Source organism: Paraburkholderia piptadeniae (genome assembly GCF_900007165.1).
GTDB classification, from domain to species: domain Bacteria; phylum Pseudomonadota; class Gammaproteobacteria; order Burkholderiales; family Burkholderiaceae; genus Paraburkholderia; species Paraburkholderia piptadeniae.
This window is the reverse complement of the sequence record NZ_CYGY02000096.1, coordinates 87,742-106,182: the sequence shown is the minus strand read 5'-3', so window position 1 is coordinate 106,182 and position 18,441 is coordinate 87,742. Positions and strand designations below refer to the sequence as shown.

Genomic DNA, 18,441 nt, shown 5'->3' with positions numbered 1-18,441 from the left:
TTACGCGTATCAGTCAGGCGACCGCAATGTATCTCGAGAACATCAAAGCTATTTCATTCGACTTGGACGACACACTCTGGCCGTTTCTCCCGGCGGTCGAGCACGCCGAGGCAGAGCTGTATTCGTGGTTGCTGGAGCATGCGCCCAAGATCGCAACCGTGCTGCTCGGACCCGACTTCCTACGCACATTTCGAGACGAATTTCATCAGAGTCGGCCGGACTTGAGTTCCGACTATCGCGGCTTGCGTCTGGGCTCGATTCGTCTTGCCCTATTGCGCGCCGGGGAAGACCCACAACTGGCAGAAGCAGCCTACGAAGTTTTCTATGCTGCCCGCCACAAAGTTGAGTTTTTCGAGGATGTAGTTCCCACATTGACCTGGCTAAAAGCGCGCTTTCCACTGGTCGCCGTGACAAATGGCAATGCTGACCTTCGACTTACAGGCGGTGCGGAATTCTTCCAAACGACACTGAGCGCCCAAACTTTCGGCGCGGCTAAACCGGCCCCGGCCATCTTCCTCGAAGCTGCGAGACTCGCTAACGTGCAGCCCGCCCAAATGCTTCACGTGGGGGACGATTACGAACTTGACGTCGCAGGAGCGTTAGGCGCTGGTCTGCAGGCGGCATGGCTTGTCCGACACAGTAACTCTCAAAAGAAGACTCTCGGGCAGACGCCACCCGCCCGATGTTTTTCAGTTTCTAATCTTACAATGCTATGCGAGGCTTTGGGTGGGCCGACGATTGTCAAGGCGCAACGCACATTCAACCGTCATCAGTGCAGCTTGAAGAAGCCTACCGTCGACTGCATCTCTAACCTTTCTCGCTCAACGACTCCGATACCGCGGTAATTTCCTCGACGAGCGCAGCATTCCGTTGGGTCGACTGATCGAACGGTGTGAGTCATTAAGCCCTGTCACGAGTCCGATTTCATAATTTCCGTTATTCCGATTCCGACCGGATCTGGTCGGAATCTGCATGCCGAACTCGTCCGGCATAGGAGACAGACTCATCCCCTTGATAGTCAATTAATCTTTAACAAACAGCTTTCGAGGCACGTTGCTCAGACATGCAGAGCCCGTGGGAGTAATCACAAAACTCTCTGTGATCTCCAATCCCCAGTCATCGAACCATAGCCCAGGCATGAAGTGAAACGTCATGCCTGGCTCGAGGACCGTACGGTCCCCCACACGCAAGCTCATCGTGCGCTCGCCCCAGTCGGGGGGATAGCTCATCCCAATCGGATACCCTACCCGGCCACCTTTCTGGATACCGTGCCGCTTCATCGCAGAAAAGAATGCTTGAGCGATGTCCTCACACGTATTCCCCGGCTTCGCTACATCAAGTCCTGCCTCAATCCCTTCGACCACAGCCTTCTCCGCATCCAGGTATTTCTGCGGCGGCTGGCCGATATATACGGTTCTTGAGACAGGACAGTGGTACCGCCGATAGACGCCCGCGATCTCGAAGAAAGTGCCGGCACCCAGCTCGAACCTCGAGTCATCCCATGTTAAATGCGGTGTAGCCGCCTCCACACCTGTTGGAACGATCGGGACAATAGAAGGATAGTCGCCGCCGAAGCCTTCTATACCCCTGATGGCGGTTGCGTAAATCTCGGCAACCAGTTCGTTCTTCTTCAGACCTGGCTGGATCACCTCCACAACCCGATCGTACATCTTCTCGAGGATCCGGCCTCCGATGCGCATGTACTCGAGCTCGGTTTCCGACTTGACGGCTCGCTGCCAGTTGACGAGACCAGTTGCATCCACCCAGGTGTTCTTCGGCAGAAACTTTTCCAGCGTCCTAAGGGTAGCCGCCGAGAAATAGAAACTGTCCATTTCCACACCGACCGTCAGACCTTCCCAGCCGCGACGCTTAATCACTTCGCTGGAAAAGTGCTCCATCGGATGCAAGTCTCTCTGAACGTACTCTTCGGGATACCCCACCAAAGATTCATCATCCATGAAGACCGTCGCCTTGGCACCATTAAGGTCAAGGCCCCTGCCATACCATACAGGTTCGCAATCAAGGGAAACAACCACACATTGATGGTTGTAAAACGAGTATCCATCGTAGCCAGATACCCATGCCATATTGGACGGGTCGGATACGATGAGTAACTCGATGTCTTTTGCGACCATCGCGTCGCGCACTTTCTTCAATCGATCCAGAAACTCCCCTCGGCTGAAATACTTTCGCAGCTTCGGGAAATGGCCGGACCCTGAGGTATCACTCATCAGCCCTACTCCAAGTTAAGACAAAGCAGTCGCGACGTGCCAATTTACAAAGAAGGCATTCCGGCTGCCAGGAACGCGGTGAGCGCGTACGTCAAGTACCAAGTCAGGCTCTCACGATTGTATCGACGTGCGCAATCCCTCCCTTTGCCGTTTCTTTATCAAGCGAGACACGTACATCACCGACAGGAACGCGAACCAAACTGGCATGAACGCCATGGCATCGCGTGTATCCGGTTCAAGCGCAAGCAGAGCCAGAACGAATGCGAAGAATATGAGACAGCACCATGACATCAGAATGCCTGCCGGCATCTTGAAGGTCGATTTCAAATGCAAGTCTGGCCGCTTACGTCGATACGCAAGATACGAGATCAGAATCATGCACCACGTAAATATGAACAAAATCGCTGCGATAGTCGAAATGATCGTGAAGACGGTCATCAAGTCCGGGATTGCGAGCAGGAGCGCTGTTCCAACCAGCATACAAAGTGACGAGAAAATCAACGCTGTTACTGGGACCGATGTTTTCGAAAGCCGACGGAATGCGCGGGGTGCATCATTCTCCTCAGCAAGACCGAAAAGCATTCTACTCGTTGAAAAGACGTCGCAGTTTGCTGATGACATGGCAGACGTGGTTACCACGAAGTTGATCACGCCCGCGGCAGTCGGCAGACCGGCTAGTAAAAACAACTCCACAAACGGGCTTCGATTCGGTGCGACTTTCGCCCACGACGACACTGCAATAATGCAGGTCAACGAAAGTACGTAGAACAGTAGCACTCGCACAGGCACGGCGTTGACGGCTTTGGGAAGCGTCTTGTGCGGATTCTCAGCCTCCGCAGCCGTCGTTCCGAGAAGCTCGATCCCGGCGAACGAGAAAATCGCGATCTGAAACCCGGCGAAGAACCCCATCACACCATGCGGGAACATCGTTCCCGGCGCAACAACGTGAGTCAAGGATGCCGTGATGCCGTTAGGTGAAGCAAATCCCGTAGTGACCATCACAATCCCGGTCACTATAAGTGCCACGATGGCAACAATTTTTACCAAGGCGAACCAGAACTCCAATTCCCCGAACAGCTTTACCGCAAGGACGTTGACGAAGAAAAGCCCCGCGAGCGTGGCCATCCCCGGAATCCAGCCAGATAATTCCGGGAACCAGAATTTAAAGTATCCGCCCACAACGATAAAGTCCGCGATCCCGGCGATAACAAGCGTCATCCAATAGGACCAGCCCACGAAGAATCCCGCCCAATCGCCCAGATAATACGACGCAAAGTCTGCAAAACTTCTGAATTCCAAATTAGACAGGAGCAGTTCACCCAGCGCTCTCATCACGAAGAAAAGAAAGAACCCAATAATCATGTAGGTAAGCAGAATAGATGAGCCTGAAACATAGATCATCTTTCCTGCGCCCATGAACAGCCCGGTTCCGATCGCACCACCAATTGCGATGAGCTGAATATGCCGATTGGAAAGCCCTCGATGCAGGCCGGGTTTATGTCCGACACCGCTCACAAACGAACTGCTTGACGAGGCTACCGCATTTGCCTCATTCCTCATGCCCCCTCCTTTATGTATCAATCCCCAATGTCTCGGGCTGGGTCTTTGATTTTGCTATTTTCCAGCCCTCTTCCCTATGATCTCGCTATTAGGCGACAGACATGCTGTGCATGAACTTCCTCATGAAATCCTCGCAGCGCCCCAACTGGTCGAGCGAGAGATATTCGTCCGCCCTGTGAGCCTGGTCGATGTCGCCTGGACCGCAAATGATGCTCGGAACACCTGCCTGCTGGAACTGGCCGGCCTCCGTACCGTAAGCCACCTTCCTTTTTTCCCTGTCGCCCGTCAGCGCCTGCACCAGTTGTGTCACCGCGGCCTCTTCTGCCTCGTCCAGACCGGGCGCATCCGAGATGAGTTCGAAAGCAATCGACGCGTTCGGATGTTCTGCGCGCATCTTCGGTAGCAGCACCGAGTGGGCATAGTTCTCAATTTCGGCGAAAATCGGCTTCGGATCCATCGTCGGAAGATTTCGAAACTCGAATTCGAAGTTGCACTCAGCCGGCACGATGTTCATCGCGATCCCGCCGGAAATCGTGCTAGTTTGAGCCGTCGTGAACGGTACGTCGTACAGTTCGTCGAACGGACCGTTCTTTTTAAAGCTGTCCGCCGTATCCCGGATGTGACAGATGAGACGCGCTGCGTACTCAATCGCGTTCAAACCGCGCGGCGTGAGCGACGAGTGCGCGGCGTGACCGCGCACACAGCAGCGATAAGCGTTGATGCCTTTATGGGCGACGATGGGACGCATACTGGTCGGCTCGCCAACGATACATCCGTCAGGATTGATGCCTCGCTCCATCATCTCCTGAATCATGATCGGGGCGCCCGCACATGTCACTTCCTCGTCGAAGGAGAATGCAAAATGGATCGGCTTGTTCAGCCTGGTCGCAAGCATGTCCGGGGTAAGCGCCAGTGCCGCGCCGATAAACCCTTTCATGTCGCAGGTGCCGCGGCCGTACAACTTACCGTCCCGGATCTCCGGTACAAAGGGATCGGTTGACCAGTTTTGACCATCGACAGGGACCACGTCGGTATGTCCCGAGAGCACCACGCCGCCGTGAGCGCGGCCGTCTGCGGCGGGGATGGTAGCGAAAAGGTTCGCCCAGTTCTGGGACTTGTGATACGTGAGTGTGCAGACGATCCCGAGTTTGGTCAGGTAATCGCGAACCTCCTCAATCAACCCGAGATTCGAATTCCGACTGACGGTATCGATCGACACGAGTCGCTTGACCCAATCGAGCGAGATCGGCAGTGCGCCTGTCCCAATGTTTTGACCGGTAGAGGAAAAGGAATCTGACATTGCTAATCTCTTTCGTTAAAAGTGTGTTACCTGCACAACTCGTTTGGCAAGCCGAAGCCCTGCCCTTCAACCCTCAGGGCTCGTTCATGAAAGTGTCGGTGTGCAGGAATAGCTGAAACGCAGTGCTCGAAGAAGTGAGCACCACCGGCGCTACGGCCGGTGCGCCTCTCTTACATCTGAACCTGGTCGACGAATGTCTTCTTCTCGCCTCGATACGTGAAGATGGAGATTGCACCGTTCCGGATATCTCCCTTGGGGTCAAACTTCGTCTCGCCCGTGACCCCCTTGTAATCGGTCGCCGGCATTGCAGCAAGAATTTTCGCCGGATCGGTCGAATTGGCACGGCGCATGGCATCGACAAGGATGTACACGGCGTCGTAGGTGAAAGGAGCATAGATCTCCATCGGCTGCCCGAAACGCTTCTGATACTTCGCCTTGAACGCAGTTCCTTCCGGCATCTTTTCCGGCGACATGCCAGGCTGTGAACATACGACGTTATTGGCTGCTGGACCTGCGAGCGACGCCAGTCGGTCAGAACAGACTCCGTCACCCGAAAGAATTTTTGCCTGCAAACCAAGCTGTGCCGCCTGTTTGGCGAACGGCCCACCTGTAGCATCCTGGCCGCCATACATGACTGCGTCAGGCTTTTCAGATTTGATCTTCGTCAGAATCGCGCGAAAGTCCACGGCCTTGTCGTTCGTGGCATCACGCGACACAACCTGGATGCCAAGGCTTTTCGCCGCCTTTTCGAACTCACTCGCCAGACCTTGGCCGTACGCCGTCGAATCGTCGACGATCGCAACAGTCTTTACCTTCATCTGTGCGCTCGCGTATTTCGCCAGCGCCGGGCCTTGCTGCGCATCGGTCGCTACAAGTCGAAACGTTGTTTTAAAGCCCTGCTGCGTAAAGGTAGGATTGGTAGCAGACGGCGAGACCTGCACGATGCCTGCGTCGCTATAGATGCGGGATGCCGGAATGGACGTGCCTGACGTCATGTGGCCGACGACTGCCACTACTTTCTCGTCTACCAGTTTTTGAGCAATCTGAGTCGCCGTCTTGGGGTCGCTTGCGTCATCCTCCCCGTCCAGCTGCAAGGTCACTTTCTGACCGCCGATTACCAGACCCTTTGCGTTGATTTCTTCCACCGCGAGCCGAGCGCCGTTTTCGTTATCCTTGCCGAGCTGAGCAACCTGACCTGTCAGAGGTGCGACATGACCGATTATCACGGTTTGATCAGCTACGGCCGGCATCGAATAGAGAGCCGCAGTTGCCACAGAAACCGCAGAGAGGGCCATGAAGTATCGGATTGAACTTACGTTTCGCATGCCATCACCTTAAAAGGGTGTTATTAAGAGTAAATTTACTAACGTCACATCCACTTACCTGTGTCTCCGCAAGTAAGTCACTTCAAATATCTGACCAATTCCCGAGCAGCAATTGATCTCAGCTTGCTCTGTGCCGTCGGGCGACCCGCGCGGCGATGCGCGATCAAATCGTTTGTGGCCGAGCGTCGCGAAAGCACGAAGGCTTCGACCTCATCACCGAGAATACGGATCGCGTACCACGACTGCGGTCGCACGCAAGTCCCCATGCCGACGGGGACGATAAATGCCCTGACGGAATCGATGTCGGGTTCACCCGACTCGTCGCTTACCGCAACGATCTGGATCAAGGGTCCAGTGAGAGGAACCACCGCCTCCTGTGTTAACCAGCGCGTTTCAAGGCTTCGGACCGTCAGATCGCCATCCTTAAAACGGCTCCAAAGGATCTCTGTTTCGTTGGGCGCACCTGCATCGAACAAATGCTCCCGCCATATCGAGAACGTATCGCTGTTGTAAAACGGCTGGTCACTACCGTACGCCACGGGATTTCCCAGCACCCAACCATAACGAGCAAACGCGTCGGGTGTTAAGGGTTCGATATTGAGCAGCGGTACAGTCTTCATGGCCGTCGTAAGGGTCCGATTTGCAGTGAGCCGACGCAATCCCTGTCAACAGGAAGGCAGTAACGAATCGCGTCAACTGTGATGCATTCTTGACCAAACAAAAAATTTGCTTTTGACCAGAACGGACTGCTTTTGCATCAAGATGCCATCAGTTATGCCTTCGGCGTTACCGAATGGTCAGCCCCTATTTATTGTTTGTCCAGATGAAGCAGCCAGAAGCAACTGCAGCCCCGGACGCTACCTGCGTGCGGGGCTGCGGACACCCGACGCGGCGTCGGGATATTCTGGATCAGCTACGCGCGCTTCGGCGATAGCGCGAGGTATCGATTTCCACGACTCTCGAGCATGCGCGAGACTGTCGCGATAACAAGGGTCAAACTGGCATAGATCACGGCGGCGAAAATGAAGGGATCCAAGGTGTACGACTGTGCTGAAAGTCGTCTCGCCAGCCCCGTTAGATCCAATACGGTTATTGTGCTGGCAAGCGCCGTGGCCTTAAGCTGGACGATGACTTCGTTGGTTAGCGCGGGTGTAGCCACCCTGAGTGCGCGCGGAACGATGATGCCGGCCAACATACGCAACTTCCCGAACCCGAACGCCAGCGCCGCCTCCGTCTCGCCCTCAGGTATGGAAATGATTCCCGCCCTGATGTGCTCCGCCATGTAGGCTCCGAGGTTAAGGGTCAAGGCAAGCGCTGCGCAACAGAACGCGTTGCTAAAAAATGGCCATGCAAACGACGAGCGTAGGCTCTCGAACTGCGCGATTCCGTAATAGATCACAAATAGCTGCACTAGGAGCGGCGTGCCTCTGAACACCGACGAATACGTCGAACTTGCCCAGTAGAATGGCTTGTATCTAGAGGTACGCCCAACGCCAACCGGAATCGCGATCAGAAATCCGAACACAGCCGAGATGGCCAGCAATTCGATCGACACTAGCGTTGCGAACGCGAGCCTCGTCCCGTAATCGCTAACGAGGTCGAGATAACCCTGAAATATGTCCATATCGAATTAACCTCTCGTGTAACCACGTGACGCACGCATTTCCAGATGTCGGAAGAGAGGAACCGAAAGCGTCAACATAAGAAAATAAATGACCGCCGCTGCGCAATAGAAGAGCATCGGCTGCCGCGTATACTGCGCAGCGATGTCCGCCTTCTTCAGCATGTCCTCCAGTCCAATCACAGACACGAGCGAAGTGTCCTTGATCACCGACTGCCACATGTTGTTGATACTCGGCAGGCAGATTCGCCATGCCTGCGGCAAACGGATCAGCATGAACGTCGCGATTTTCGATACGCCGTAGGCATCAGCTGCTTCGAGTTGTCCTTTCGGGACAGCGGCGAACGCGCCCCGGTAGATTTCCGACGAGAATACGGCGACCACGATAGCAAGTGCTATCACACCGCCCATGAACGGCGTTATCTCCAGCGCTCCGCCGAAGTTATCAGCGAGCATCGAGAGGCCGAAGTAGATCACCAAAATGATAAGAAATTCTGGAATACCTCGGATAATGCTCGTCGCAATGTCGACAGGGACTCTCACAAATCTGTGCCGCGAACCTTTAAGCCAGGCCAGAACAAGTCCAGAAGACAGGCCCAGAACAAGAACACAAACTGCGAGTTTTAAAGTCACCAGCGCGCCCTGGGCGAGCTGTGCACCGTACAGAAGAAGCGGGTTCATGGGCTCCTCGGTTATCTATAAAAGGCGTGGCAGACGTTACTGCGTCGGGGCAATTGAGAACGGAAAGACCTTCCCGGTTTCCTTTGCAAACGTCCCGTCTGCCATAATCTTGCTGAGGGCGCCGTTGATCATCGAAAGCAATTGTGTGTCGCCCTTGCGAACGGCGATACCGGTGCCGGGGCCGAAGATCTCCGCGTCAGTAATAGGCTTTCCGGCATAGTCGTATCCCGCCTGCTTCCCCTGTTTCTGTATCCAGTCGTATTCAGCAGATTTATCATCTAGCACAGCGTCGATCCGATTTGCCTGAAGGTCGAGGTAGGCCTCGTTAACGGTCTGGTACACCTTTGTGTTAACCTCCGATAACCGGGCGCGCATATATGCCTCCTGAATAGAGCCGCTCTGCACACCAACCGTTTTGCCCTTCAGTGTCTTGGGATCTTCAGTAATCCCCGAACCGGTCTTCGCGACGTACTGTACCTGTGCTGAAGTCACCGGATTCGAAAAATCCAGCGTTTTCTGCCTTTCCTTGGTGATTGTCATTTGCGCGAAAGCTGCATCGATCTTTTTCGCCTTCAGTGCCGGAATCAGAGCGTCGAAGTCCATCGTGACCCATTGGCACTTGACCTTCATGATTTCGCACATGGCATTACCGAGGGCAACCTCAATGCCAGCAACCTTGCCGGCGCTGTCGCGATACTCAAACGGCGCCTGGTCCAGCACGGTGCCGATCCGAACTACCTGCTCTGCGTTCGCCATCTGCACGCCAAACGTCGAACAGAGAACCACTGCGAGGATCTTGGTCAGGATATTCATGTTATTTGCCTTGGGTGTTGATGATCGAGATTGGCCGGCGGGAGACGAATGCCTTGAACCGGTCGCTCGCCGGTCGGTTAAACACATCGTCTGGCGATCCGTCCTCCAGAATGCGCCCTTCATGGAAAAACAAAACACGATTCGCTACTTCGCGAGCGAAGTCCATTTCGTGTGTGACCACAAGCATCGTGCGCCCTTCGTCAGCTAGGGCGCGCATGACTTTTAGAACCTCCTGAACGAGTTCAGGATCCAGGGCAGATGTAGGTTCGTCGAAAAGCATCACCTCCGGCTCCATGGCCAAGGCACGGGCAATCGCTACGCGCTGCTGTTGCCCTCCGGAAAGTTGAATAGGGTAAGCGTCACGCTTGTGAGCCATACCGACCTTTTCGAGATTGGCTATGGCCACGTCCTCTGCGTCCTTACGCGACATCTGAAGAACATGCGTCAGGGCGAAAGTCACATTTCTTAATACAGTCATGTGAGCCCAGAGGTTGAACTGCTGGAACACCATCGTCATGTTCCGCCTAAGCATGCGAACTTTTCGCGCGTCAACTTGGCGATCGCCACCGTCTCGACGCAAGGAGATCACTTCACCGTTCGCCCTAATCGTCCCAGTGTCCGGTGTTTCGAGGAGGTTAATGCACCGAAGGAACGTGCTTTTACCGGAGCCACTACTCCCCAGAATCGAGATCACGTCGTGCTTTTTTGCGGTTAGGGAAATACCCTTAAGCACTTCGTTTTCACCAAATGATTTATGTATGTCCTCGACTACCAGGACATGATCTGCTGCCCGAGTCACTGCGTCACCGTCTAAGTCCTGCCCTGACGCCGGTAACTCGAACTGATCGAAACTGCGACGTGGACCGATGCTCATTTTCCTCCTTCTCCGTGTTCTGTATTTTTGCTGCTCCTAGATAGTTTCAATAGTCAAAAAAACGCAAAGCGGCGTTTAGCAGTGCTTTTGCGCAGTAATTCTGCGTTTTTCTAGTCCAGATCATCGGTTTTCTGCGTGATGGTCTGCATGAGCTATTGCACTAATTCTCAATACCTCACCCCCGCCCCATGCGGTCCTCTCGTGCGAAGCTTGGGCCGACGCGCGCCCGGGAAATCTGAACACCTCCGGGTCGCCACGGCTTCGCCTCACCTAAACGCAGAAATTCCTCGCGTCTTTCTGAAACATCGCAGAATTTCGGCCCGACCATTGCTCCGAATGCGGCTTTTCGGCTGCACATCGAAGCTAACATTTCTACATCGATAGACCGAATGCGATTCGTAAAAATCTTATCGATGTCGCCACCGCCGATGCATTTTTCGACACGAGAACGATCAGTGGCCTCGCAGTTGCGACCCAGGATCGATCCTCCGAGATTTGATTTGCGGGACCGATGCGTGAATTCCCATGGAGCGGAATCGGTGCTCCGATAAATTGAGACATTGAGGTATTAGACATGGATATCCAGAAAATTTCGGAGATGGACCGCGGATCGACGCTCCACCCGTTCACCCACCTTCACGATTTTTCGCGCGGGAAGAACGGGAATAATCCCGTGATCATCGAGGGCGCCAAGGGAATTCGCATTCGCGATGCTCAAGGTCACGAATTTATCGACGCGTTGGCGGGACTCTACTGCGTCAATGTCGGTTACGGTCGCGAAGAAATTGCAGAGGCGATCGCGCGGCAGGCATACAAGCTCGCCTATTACCATACCTACACAGGATATACGACCGACGAACTCGCCAAGCTTTCCGATCGCCTCGTCAAAATGGCCCCCGGCAAGATGAGCAAGGTGTTTTACGGTCAGTCTGGCTCGGATGCGAATGAAACGCAGGTCAAGCTTGTCTGGTATTACAACAATCTTCGCGGTAAGCCTAAGAAGAAGAAGATCATTGCACGCGAGCGCGCCTATCACGGCTCGACGATTGTCACCGGCTCTCTGACGGGAATGAGCTTTTACCATGACAATATGGATCTCCCCGTCTCCGGCATTTTGCGGACCGGCGCCCCTCACTATTATTGGGGCGCGAATCCGGGCGAATCCGAGCTCGAGTTTTCGGCACGTCGCGCACGCGAGCTTGAGGAATTGATCCTGCGTGAAGACCCCGAAACAATCGGTGCGTTTATCGCAGAACCCGCGCTCGGATCCGGCGGCTTGACACCTCCTCCCGCGGGCTACTGGGCGGCAATCCAGGAAGTGCTGACCAAATACGATATCCTGCTGATTGCTGACGAGGTCGTGACGGGCTTTGGTCGCACGGGTGCTATGTTTGGCTCGCACAAGTTTGATATCAAGCCGGACCTTATTACCGTGGCGAAGGGCATGACCTCGGCATATGCTCCGCTTTCGGCGGTCATGGTTGGCGAAAAGGTGTATGAGGTTCTTGATGCGGGATCCGAAAAGGTCGGAGTGTTTTCTCACGGCTATACGTATTCCGGACATCCGATCGGCATCGCGGCGGCAAATGCAACGCTCGACATCCTTGAACGCGAAGACCTTCCTGGCAACGCAGCAAGCGTCGGGGAATACTTCCTCGCGTCCCTCCGTGAAGCATTCAAGGACTCGCCGATCGTGGGTGAAGTACGCGGTGTTGGCCTGATGGCAGCGATCGAGTTCGTTGCAGATCCGGCAACCAAGCAACGGTTCGACGCCAAATTGAAGATCGGTGCACGCGTATCGGCAGCGGCGCGTGAACGCGGTCTTATTGCTCGCGCGTTACCGCATGGGGACATCCTCGGTTTTACGCCGCCGCTCGTCTTGACCAAAACGGACGTCGACGATATCGTCGGCATCACGCGCCAGGCCGTTGCACAAGTTGCGAACGAAGTTATGTCCGCACGGGTTTAAGCTGATTTAGTGACAGTTTAGTGGGCTCCAAGGGTTGGCTCCTTGGCATCATCCGATGTCAAGGAGTTTTTTTAAGGTAGCGCGTAGCCTATGCTATGCCGGGATCAGCGAAGGAATCGGCACCGTGAAGCCCGCTTTAACCCGGTCCAGAACAACCATTGTTTTGAACGACTTGATATCAGCATTTTCGTAGACGATACGCCTCGTGAAACGCTCATAGTCTTCCATGTTGTTGGCTGTAACGAGCAAAACAAAATCGGCTTCTCCGGTGACATAGAACGCGCTCATAATTTCGCTCATGCTGCAGATCGTCTGCTTAAACCTATCCACGATGTCTGTCCGATCGCGCTCTAACGAAATGAACAGCAGCGTGGTCACTGTGCGACCAACCGCTTTGGGCGAAACAATCGAAACGTCAGATTCAATCACACGTTCAGACCGAAGTCGTTTAAGGCGACGTTGAACCCCGGTTGCTGACAGTCCAACCTTCGCACCGAGTTCTTCGCTCGTCAGACGGTTGTTGCGTTGAACGAGGTCGAGAAGACGAGCGTCAATTTTATCGAGATCCATGATTGTCACAGTACCGCAATTAACGAGTTGCGAGGTTCAAACATTCACTTGAACACACTCACGTGTGCCATGCCGCGCGTTCGCTTCGCAGAACGCATACGATTCCTCCCTCAGCGAAGAATCAACATTATCTGCCATCTCTCCAGCGACCATTCCAGTCACTGCTCGTGCCTCTCCGCACAGATCCCGCGAACAATGAAAAGCTCTCTCAATGCACTATGCGGCCTACTCCCCTCACAACTTGGGAGCGCGGCCGCATTCATAGCTAGCATTTCGGACTTCGCCGATATCTGGAGCGTCTGTTGAGCTAGATGCCTCCTCCGTCTGACCGGATTAAAAGCCCCCCCCCCGATCTCAACTGCAATCACAGGAGGCAATGCAATTCGACACATCAGGACCCCCGGGTCTCAGTCCGGCGCAGTACGCCGGATGGCGTCGTGACGCGAAACGATCCGCTGCGCACGTAGCAGGACCGGCACGTCGACCATCGCTCCATCAACGGCCGTGGCGGCACCCGCACTGCTCTCTGAAGCATCAATCACCCGCTTCGCCCAAGCCACCTCTTCGTCAGTCACCTTGAACGCATCACTTACCGCCGGTATCTGTTTGGGGTGGATGCAGAGTTTCGAGGTGAACCCAAAAGTGCGTGCACGTTCGGTATCCAGACGTACGCGTTCGAGATCATTAATGGAAGTGCACACCCCGTCAACCGGACCCGCTATTCCCGCGCCGGCCGACGCAAGGACAAGCATTGAGCGCGTCCAGTCCAGCGGTTCCCGGTCATCCGTGACACCCAGGTTCACCATGAGATCGACCGATCCGAGCACGAGTCGAGCGACGTTAGGTGCCGACGCAATCTTCCTCGCTTCCATTACACCATTGGCCGTCTCGATAAGAGCAAGTACACGCGCGGAGGGCACTTCACTGGAAACCGATACCAGCTCGGCCTCCGATTCGACCTTCGGGACCATAATCAAGGACGGTTTTAGCAAATGACACAGAGCGAGATCATCACGCCCGGTTTTTTCCCGCGGGCTGTTAACTCGAATACACAGCGCCACACCGATCTCATTTGCAACCTCGTTGAGCGACGCCCACGACTCGAGCACCGCACTTCGAGCAATTGGCTTGTCCGCGGGTGCAACTGCATCCTCGAGGTCGAGTATCACGACATCCGCACCCGAGCGAACCGCTTTCTCAAACCGCTCTGAACGTGTTCCTGGGACAAACAGATAGGTAACGGCGCTGTCGAAGGATTTCATATCGGCCATCGCTAGATACCCCCCGTGGTCCGAAGGTTGTCGACGTCCGCGGGGTTAAAACCAAGCTCAGCAAGGATGCTATCGGTATGTTGACCAACACTCGGGATCGGATCCATCCGTTGTTCAAAGGCCGTCCCACCAGGTGGCAGCAATGCCGGAATCTCGCCATTCGGCGAGTCCACGACCCGCCAGCGATCGCGCGCCTTAAGTTGCGGGTGTTCCCATACACCGTGCATGTCGTTCAATCTTGCGTTTGCGATGTCGGCAGCGTCAAGCCTGGCCACCAGCTGGTTACTATCCATGTCGGCAAAGACCTGATCGATGATGCTACGCAGTTCGTCGCGATTCTTGCTTCTGCTTGCGTTCGTCGCAAAGCGCTCATCTGCGACGAGATCCGGTGCCTGAAGGACAACCTGACAGAACTTCGCCCATTCGCGTTCATTCTGCAGACCCAGAATGACGGTCTTCCCGTCGTTCGCCGTGAACGGCCCGTACGGATAGATCGTTGCGTGCGAAGCGCCGGCACGGGGTGGCGGAGAAGCACCGTCGTACGCGTAGTACAGCGGAAAGCTCATCCATTCAACCATCGATTCCAGCATTGACACGTCGATCCGGACCCCTCGGCACGTTCTTCTGCGTTGGATCAGCGCGGCAAGAATGTTGGAATACGCGTACATTCCTGCAGCGATGTCGGCAATTGAGCAGCCAGCCTTGACCATTTCGTCGTTCGTGCCTGTCACGGACAGGAATCCCGACTCAGCCTGTACCAGCAGGTCGTAGGCCTTCTTCTCCGTGTACGGCCCATTTTCCCCATATCCGGAGATATCGCAGACAATGAGTCCCGGAAAGCGGTCCTTCAGAGATTCAAAGTCGAGTCCGATGCGTGCGGTTGCACCCGGTGCGAGGTTCTGGACGAGGACATCAGCTTTCGCTAGCAACGCATTCAGAACGGCATTTGCGTTTTCATGCTTGGTATTCAACGTAAGACTTTCTTTCGACCGATTCGTCCAAGCAAAGTGAGACGAGAGGCCTTTTGCCCTGTCGTCGTATGCGCGCGCAAAATCCCCAACCCCAGGACGCTCTATCTTGATGACACGCGCACCAAGATCTGCAAGCTGCCGAGTGGCGAACGGCGCGGCGATAGCCTGCTCCAGCGAGACAATTGTTACTCCGTCGAGCGGACCTTTCATATCGAACCTTCCCTACTATCTTGTACCAACGTACAGGTTGACCCTAGAGGCTTGCAGACCACACCGTTGCACTCCTGATAGACCAGGCAGTTCGCACATATGGGTCAAACAATTCCTCAATGAACCTAGAAATTGTACGTAGTGCTTTTGCTCACCGGAATGCTATCTTTTGCAACTGGTCTTCAACAATCTCGAAGTCCGTCCGAGAGAGCGAACTTCCCGCGTACTATCGCGTTCCCGAACGGGCCACGTTCCGGGAGACTCGACTTATCTTCGTCTTTCAGGAAACGCAGCCCATTGGCTGGCGATTTGCTGCCTGTCAAAGCGCTTGTGCGACGCGTAGTACTCGGCTCATCTCGTTAAAGACGATATTGAAACCCTCATCAAACCCCATGCCCGGTTTGGCAAGCATCTGCGTAACACCCGTCGCCACACCGATATTTGTCGTCGCACGCGCGGACAGGTCAGTCTCGGCGCACGTTCCACCCAGCACCGGTCCAACGCCATATCGATGGCAATCGAGGATAGCGTCGATCGAATTGTGAAGAGAGCCGAGGTCGGGGGTCTTGATCTGCACCATATCGACCGCCCCGGCCTCAGCAAACAGATGCACGTCCTCGGCCGTGTTCGCCCATTCGTCAGCGATGATGGCCACCTTGCTGCCGCGCTTCTTGAGCGTTCGACGCAGATTTCCCAACGCGTCAATCTGCGCGTCACGGCTGCCAGCATCCAGCGGATGCTCGATTCGCAGCTCGTGCGGGCCAGCTGCACTCTCGAGCCGTTCGATGATGTTGGCGGTTGCCTCGATGGAACCGTTCGCGGCAGCTCCGATCAGCCCATAGACGTCAATGTGGATAACCGGCTGGTAATCGTCGCTCGTTCGCAGTTGCGCGATTCGGGCACGAAGCCAGTTGATGTACACCTCAAGCGCCGCGCCGTCAGCACCAACCAGGTCCAGCGTGTTGATAAGGGCGTGCGGCATAACCGGGACGCGCTTCAGAATCATCTTGTCGACATTCGTATAGCGCTCATCGCCGCTTTGACCGTAAATCGGCACCGCCGCCAGCGGTTTCTCGATCTGCCACTCATCCTTGATGACTTGTGCCATCAGGTGATGGCCGGCAACGTGAGCTGCAGCATCAAGCAGCGCCTGTGACACACCATAGGCAGCTGCGCGCTTGGCCACAAAGATCTCGTCGATAATCTGTTCGGCAAACATCGCGGACTCGCGAAACGATCGGACATCCAGACCACTCAAATGCGGGGCCAAGCGCTGTTCAATCTGCGCCGCCAGTTGCCCGGCATGGAAACGCGGCTCTCGACCGCCAACACCCGTGTACTGAACGCTTGCACAGTCGCCTTTCGCGATATAACCGTCGCTTAGCACCAGCATGACCGATACTGATTCGGACGGTTCACGAACTGCACTGAAACCCGGCGTGATCGCCTTGCCGGTGTACGCTGCACCGTCGCGCTGGGCACCGGCTTTAATGGCGGCCTGGTCGTCAAAGAAAAATGAACCAACGCCGGGGCTCGCGATGACTTTCTGAATAGTGATCATGGTGTTGATGTATCGATACGTTCTATTGGAGAGAAGAGTTGGTCAGCCCGCGGATTGGCTGACCAGACGGAGGTGCATGTACGCAAGCACGCCTTCGGTTCCGCCTTCGTAGCCATAGCCGCTGTTGCCGAGTCCGCCGAGAGCCACATCCGGCAACGATGGCGCTGTCTGGTTAACACCGATGTTTGATGCGTTCAAACGGCGCACCAGGTCGTCACGAACACGTATCGAATCGGTGAACACGTAAGCGGCGAATGCATACGGCGTCGCATTCGCAAGTTCTATGGCCTCGTCGACCGTTTCGACGGACTGCACCGTTGCGACCGGTCCGAACGGCTCTTCAGTCAGAATCTCCGCATCCCGTGAGACCGAAGACAGCACGGTGGGCTCAACGAAGAACCCCGGGCGTTCCACCTTCTTGCCACCCGTTTTAATCACTGCACCTTTGGAAACGGCATCGTCGACGAGACTGAGAAATGACGCGACCCGTCCCCCATGAGCAACCGGACCGAGCGTTGCAGCGTCCAACTCGCCGTGGCCGAGTTTGTACGACGTGGCTTTTGCCGCCAGCGCTTCGACCAGCGCGTCATGAACGGAATGGTGAGCCAGATACCTGGTGGGTGCGACGCACGATTGGCCTGCTGATCCGAATTTAGCGGGCGCGGTGACCTGCACTACCTTCTCGACGTCCGCGTCGCTCCAGACGATTACCGGCGCGTGTCCGCCCAGTTCGAAAATCGGACGGATCAGATTCGGTGCGGCCAGCGCCGCCAGTTGTTTGCCCACGTGGGTCGAGCCGGTAAAAGACACTGCCTTAACCACGGGGGAAGCGAGCAATTGCTTGCTGAGCGCCGCAGGGTCGCCGAAGAGCAGATTAACGACGCCGTCGGGCAAGCCCGCGTCGACCAGTGTCTGGACGATTGCACGCGCGCTGTAGGGCGTAAATTCGGATGCCTTCAGTACCACCGTGCAGCCGGCCGCTAACGCCGCACCCAGCTTGCGTCCGACCAATACAGCCGGGAAGTTCCATGGGGTGATTGCCACCACAACACCCAAAGGCGTGGGCAGCGACAGGCGCGTGCTTCCTTCAACGATCCCTTGATGCACTTTCCCGCTGATACGGCTCGCTTCCTCGCCGTTCCACGCCAGTGTCTCGATCGTGCGTCGAATTTCTCCAGTCGCATCAGCCTTGGTCTTGCCAGATTCGAGCAGCAGTCCAAGCGTAATTTCCTCGATGCGTTCGGCCAGCAAGGCAGAAGCTTTCTTCAAGATTGCCCCGCGAGCCTGCCCCGTCATCGAGCTCCAGGCAGGGAACGCATGATGAGCTGCGTCCAGTGCCGACTGAGCCTGGGTCGAATCGGCCAACGTCACGACACCGACCTTTTCGCCGGTACCAGGATCAATATTCGGTTGGGAACCGGATCGACCCTCTTCCCATCGACCATTAATGAAGAGGTGTGCGTCTAGATTCGTTGCGGCCATTG

The 18,441-nt window shown here is 55.4% G+C and carries 16 protein-coding genes; 2 read left to right on the top strand and 14 right to left on the bottom strand.

Annotated elements, in window-relative coordinates:
- The first annotated feature begins 26 nt into the window (after nucleotides 1–26).
- Nucleotides 27–845 (top strand): HAD family hydrolase, encoded by an 819-nt coding sequence (locus BN2476_RS39165; RefSeq protein WP_087739543.1) that lies wholly within the window; start codon nucleotides 27–29, stop codon nucleotides 843–845.
- A 177-nt stretch (nucleotides 846–1,022) separates the two neighbouring features.
- On the opposite strand, the gene doeA is transcribed toward BN2476_RS39165, so the two are convergent.
- The 9 genes from doeA to BN2476_RS39120 form a co-directional block, all read right to left on the bottom strand.
- Entirely contained in the window at nucleotides 1,023–2,231 is a 1,209-nt protein-coding gene (gene doeA / locus BN2476_RS39160; RefSeq protein ID WP_087739542.1) for an ectoine hydrolase DoeA, read from the bottom strand.
- A 111-nt stretch (nucleotides 2,232–2,342) separates the two neighbouring features.
- Nucleotides 2,343–3,791: an amino acid permease gene (locus BN2476_RS39155; RefSeq protein ID WP_087739541.1), complete on the bottom strand. Its 1,449-nt coding sequence runs from the start codon at nucleotides 3,789–3,791 to the stop codon at nucleotides 2,343–2,345.
- Nucleotides 3,792–3,879: 88 nt separating this feature from the next.
- On the bottom strand, nucleotides 3,880–5,091 hold the full coding sequence (argE, locus tag BN2476_RS39150) for an acetylornithine deacetylase (protein WP_087739540.1): 1,212 nt from the start codon (nucleotides 5,089–5,091) through the stop codon (nucleotides 3,880–3,882).
- 170 nt (nucleotides 5,092–5,261) lie between these two features.
- Nucleotides 5,262–6,386: a branched-chain amino acid ABC transporter substrate-binding protein gene (locus BN2476_RS39145; protein ID WP_500044973.1), complete on the bottom strand. Its 1,125-nt coding sequence runs from the start codon at nucleotides 6,384–6,386 to the stop codon at nucleotides 5,262–5,264.
- A gap of 107 nt (nucleotides 6,387–6,493) precedes the next feature.
- Complete coding sequence (locus BN2476_RS39140) at nucleotides 6,494–7,036, bottom strand: ureidoglycolate lyase (RefSeq protein WP_087739538.1); 543 nt, start codon at nucleotides 7,034–7,036, stop codon at nucleotides 6,494–6,496.
- Between the two features lie 293 nt (nucleotides 7,037–7,329).
- Nucleotides 7,330–8,040 carry an ABC transporter permease gene (locus BN2476_RS39135; RefSeq protein ID WP_087739537.1) on the bottom strand — a complete coding sequence of 237 codons (711 nt, stop codon included), beginning with the start codon at nucleotides 8,038–8,040 and terminating at the stop codon, nucleotides 7,330–7,332.
- Nucleotides 8,041–8,046: 6 nt separating this feature from the next.
- On the bottom strand, nucleotides 8,047–8,718 hold the full coding sequence (locus BN2476_RS39130) for an ABC transporter permease (protein WP_087739536.1): 672 nt from the start codon (nucleotides 8,716–8,718) through the stop codon (nucleotides 8,047–8,049).
- 36 nt (nucleotides 8,719–8,754) lie between these two features.
- Nucleotides 8,755–9,531 (bottom strand): transporter substrate-binding domain-containing protein, encoded by a 777-nt coding sequence (locus BN2476_RS39125; RefSeq protein WP_173819715.1) that lies wholly within the window; start codon nucleotides 9,529–9,531, stop codon nucleotides 8,755–8,757.
- A 1-nt stretch (nucleotide 9,532) separates the two neighbouring features.
- Nucleotides 9,533–10,330 (bottom strand): ABC transporter ATP-binding protein, encoded by a 798-nt coding sequence (locus BN2476_RS39120; protein ID WP_407670860.1) that lies wholly within the window; start codon nucleotides 10,328–10,330, stop codon nucleotides 9,533–9,535.
- Between the two features lie 649 nt (nucleotides 10,331–10,979).
- On the opposite strand from BN2476_RS39120, the gene BN2476_RS39115 reads away from it, so the two are divergent.
- The gene (locus BN2476_RS39115; RefSeq protein WP_087739534.1) at nucleotides 10,980–12,374 is read left to right on the top strand and encodes an aminotransferase; all 1,395 of its coding nucleotides are present in this window, start codon (nucleotides 10,980–10,982) and stop codon (nucleotides 12,372–12,374) included.
- A gap of 93 nt (nucleotides 12,375–12,467) precedes the next feature.
- Here the strand turns inward: BN2476_RS39115 and BN2476_RS39110 are convergent, their stop codons facing one another.
- The 5 genes from BN2476_RS39110 to BN2476_RS39090 form a co-directional block, all read right to left on the bottom strand.
- Complete coding sequence (locus tag BN2476_RS39110) at nucleotides 12,468–12,944, bottom strand: Lrp/AsnC family transcriptional regulator (protein ID WP_087739533.1); 477 nt, start codon at nucleotides 12,942–12,944, stop codon at nucleotides 12,468–12,470.
- A 407-nt stretch (nucleotides 12,945–13,351) separates the two neighbouring features.
- Entirely contained in the window at nucleotides 13,352–14,206 is an 855-nt protein-coding gene (locus BN2476_RS39105) for an HpcH/HpaI aldolase/citrate lyase family protein (RefSeq protein WP_160111835.1), read from the bottom strand.
- Nucleotides 14,207–14,217: 11 nt separating this feature from the next.
- Complete coding sequence (locus BN2476_RS39100; RefSeq protein ID WP_087739531.1) at nucleotides 14,218–15,396, bottom strand: CaiB/BaiF CoA transferase family protein; 1,179 nt, start codon at nucleotides 15,394–15,396, stop codon at nucleotides 14,218–14,220.
- Between the two features lie 319 nt (nucleotides 15,397–15,715).
- Nucleotides 15,716–16,957 (bottom strand): methylaspartate ammonia-lyase, encoded by a 1,242-nt coding sequence (locus BN2476_RS39095; RefSeq protein WP_087739530.1) that lies wholly within the window; start codon nucleotides 16,955–16,957, stop codon nucleotides 15,716–15,718.
- A 42-nt stretch (nucleotides 16,958–16,999) separates the two neighbouring features.
- Nucleotides 17,000–18,439: an aldehyde dehydrogenase family protein gene (locus BN2476_RS39090; RefSeq protein ID WP_087739529.1), complete on the bottom strand. Its 1,440-nt coding sequence runs from the start codon at nucleotides 18,437–18,439 to the stop codon at nucleotides 17,000–17,002.
- Between the last annotated feature and the right edge of the window lie 2 nt (nucleotides 18,440–18,441).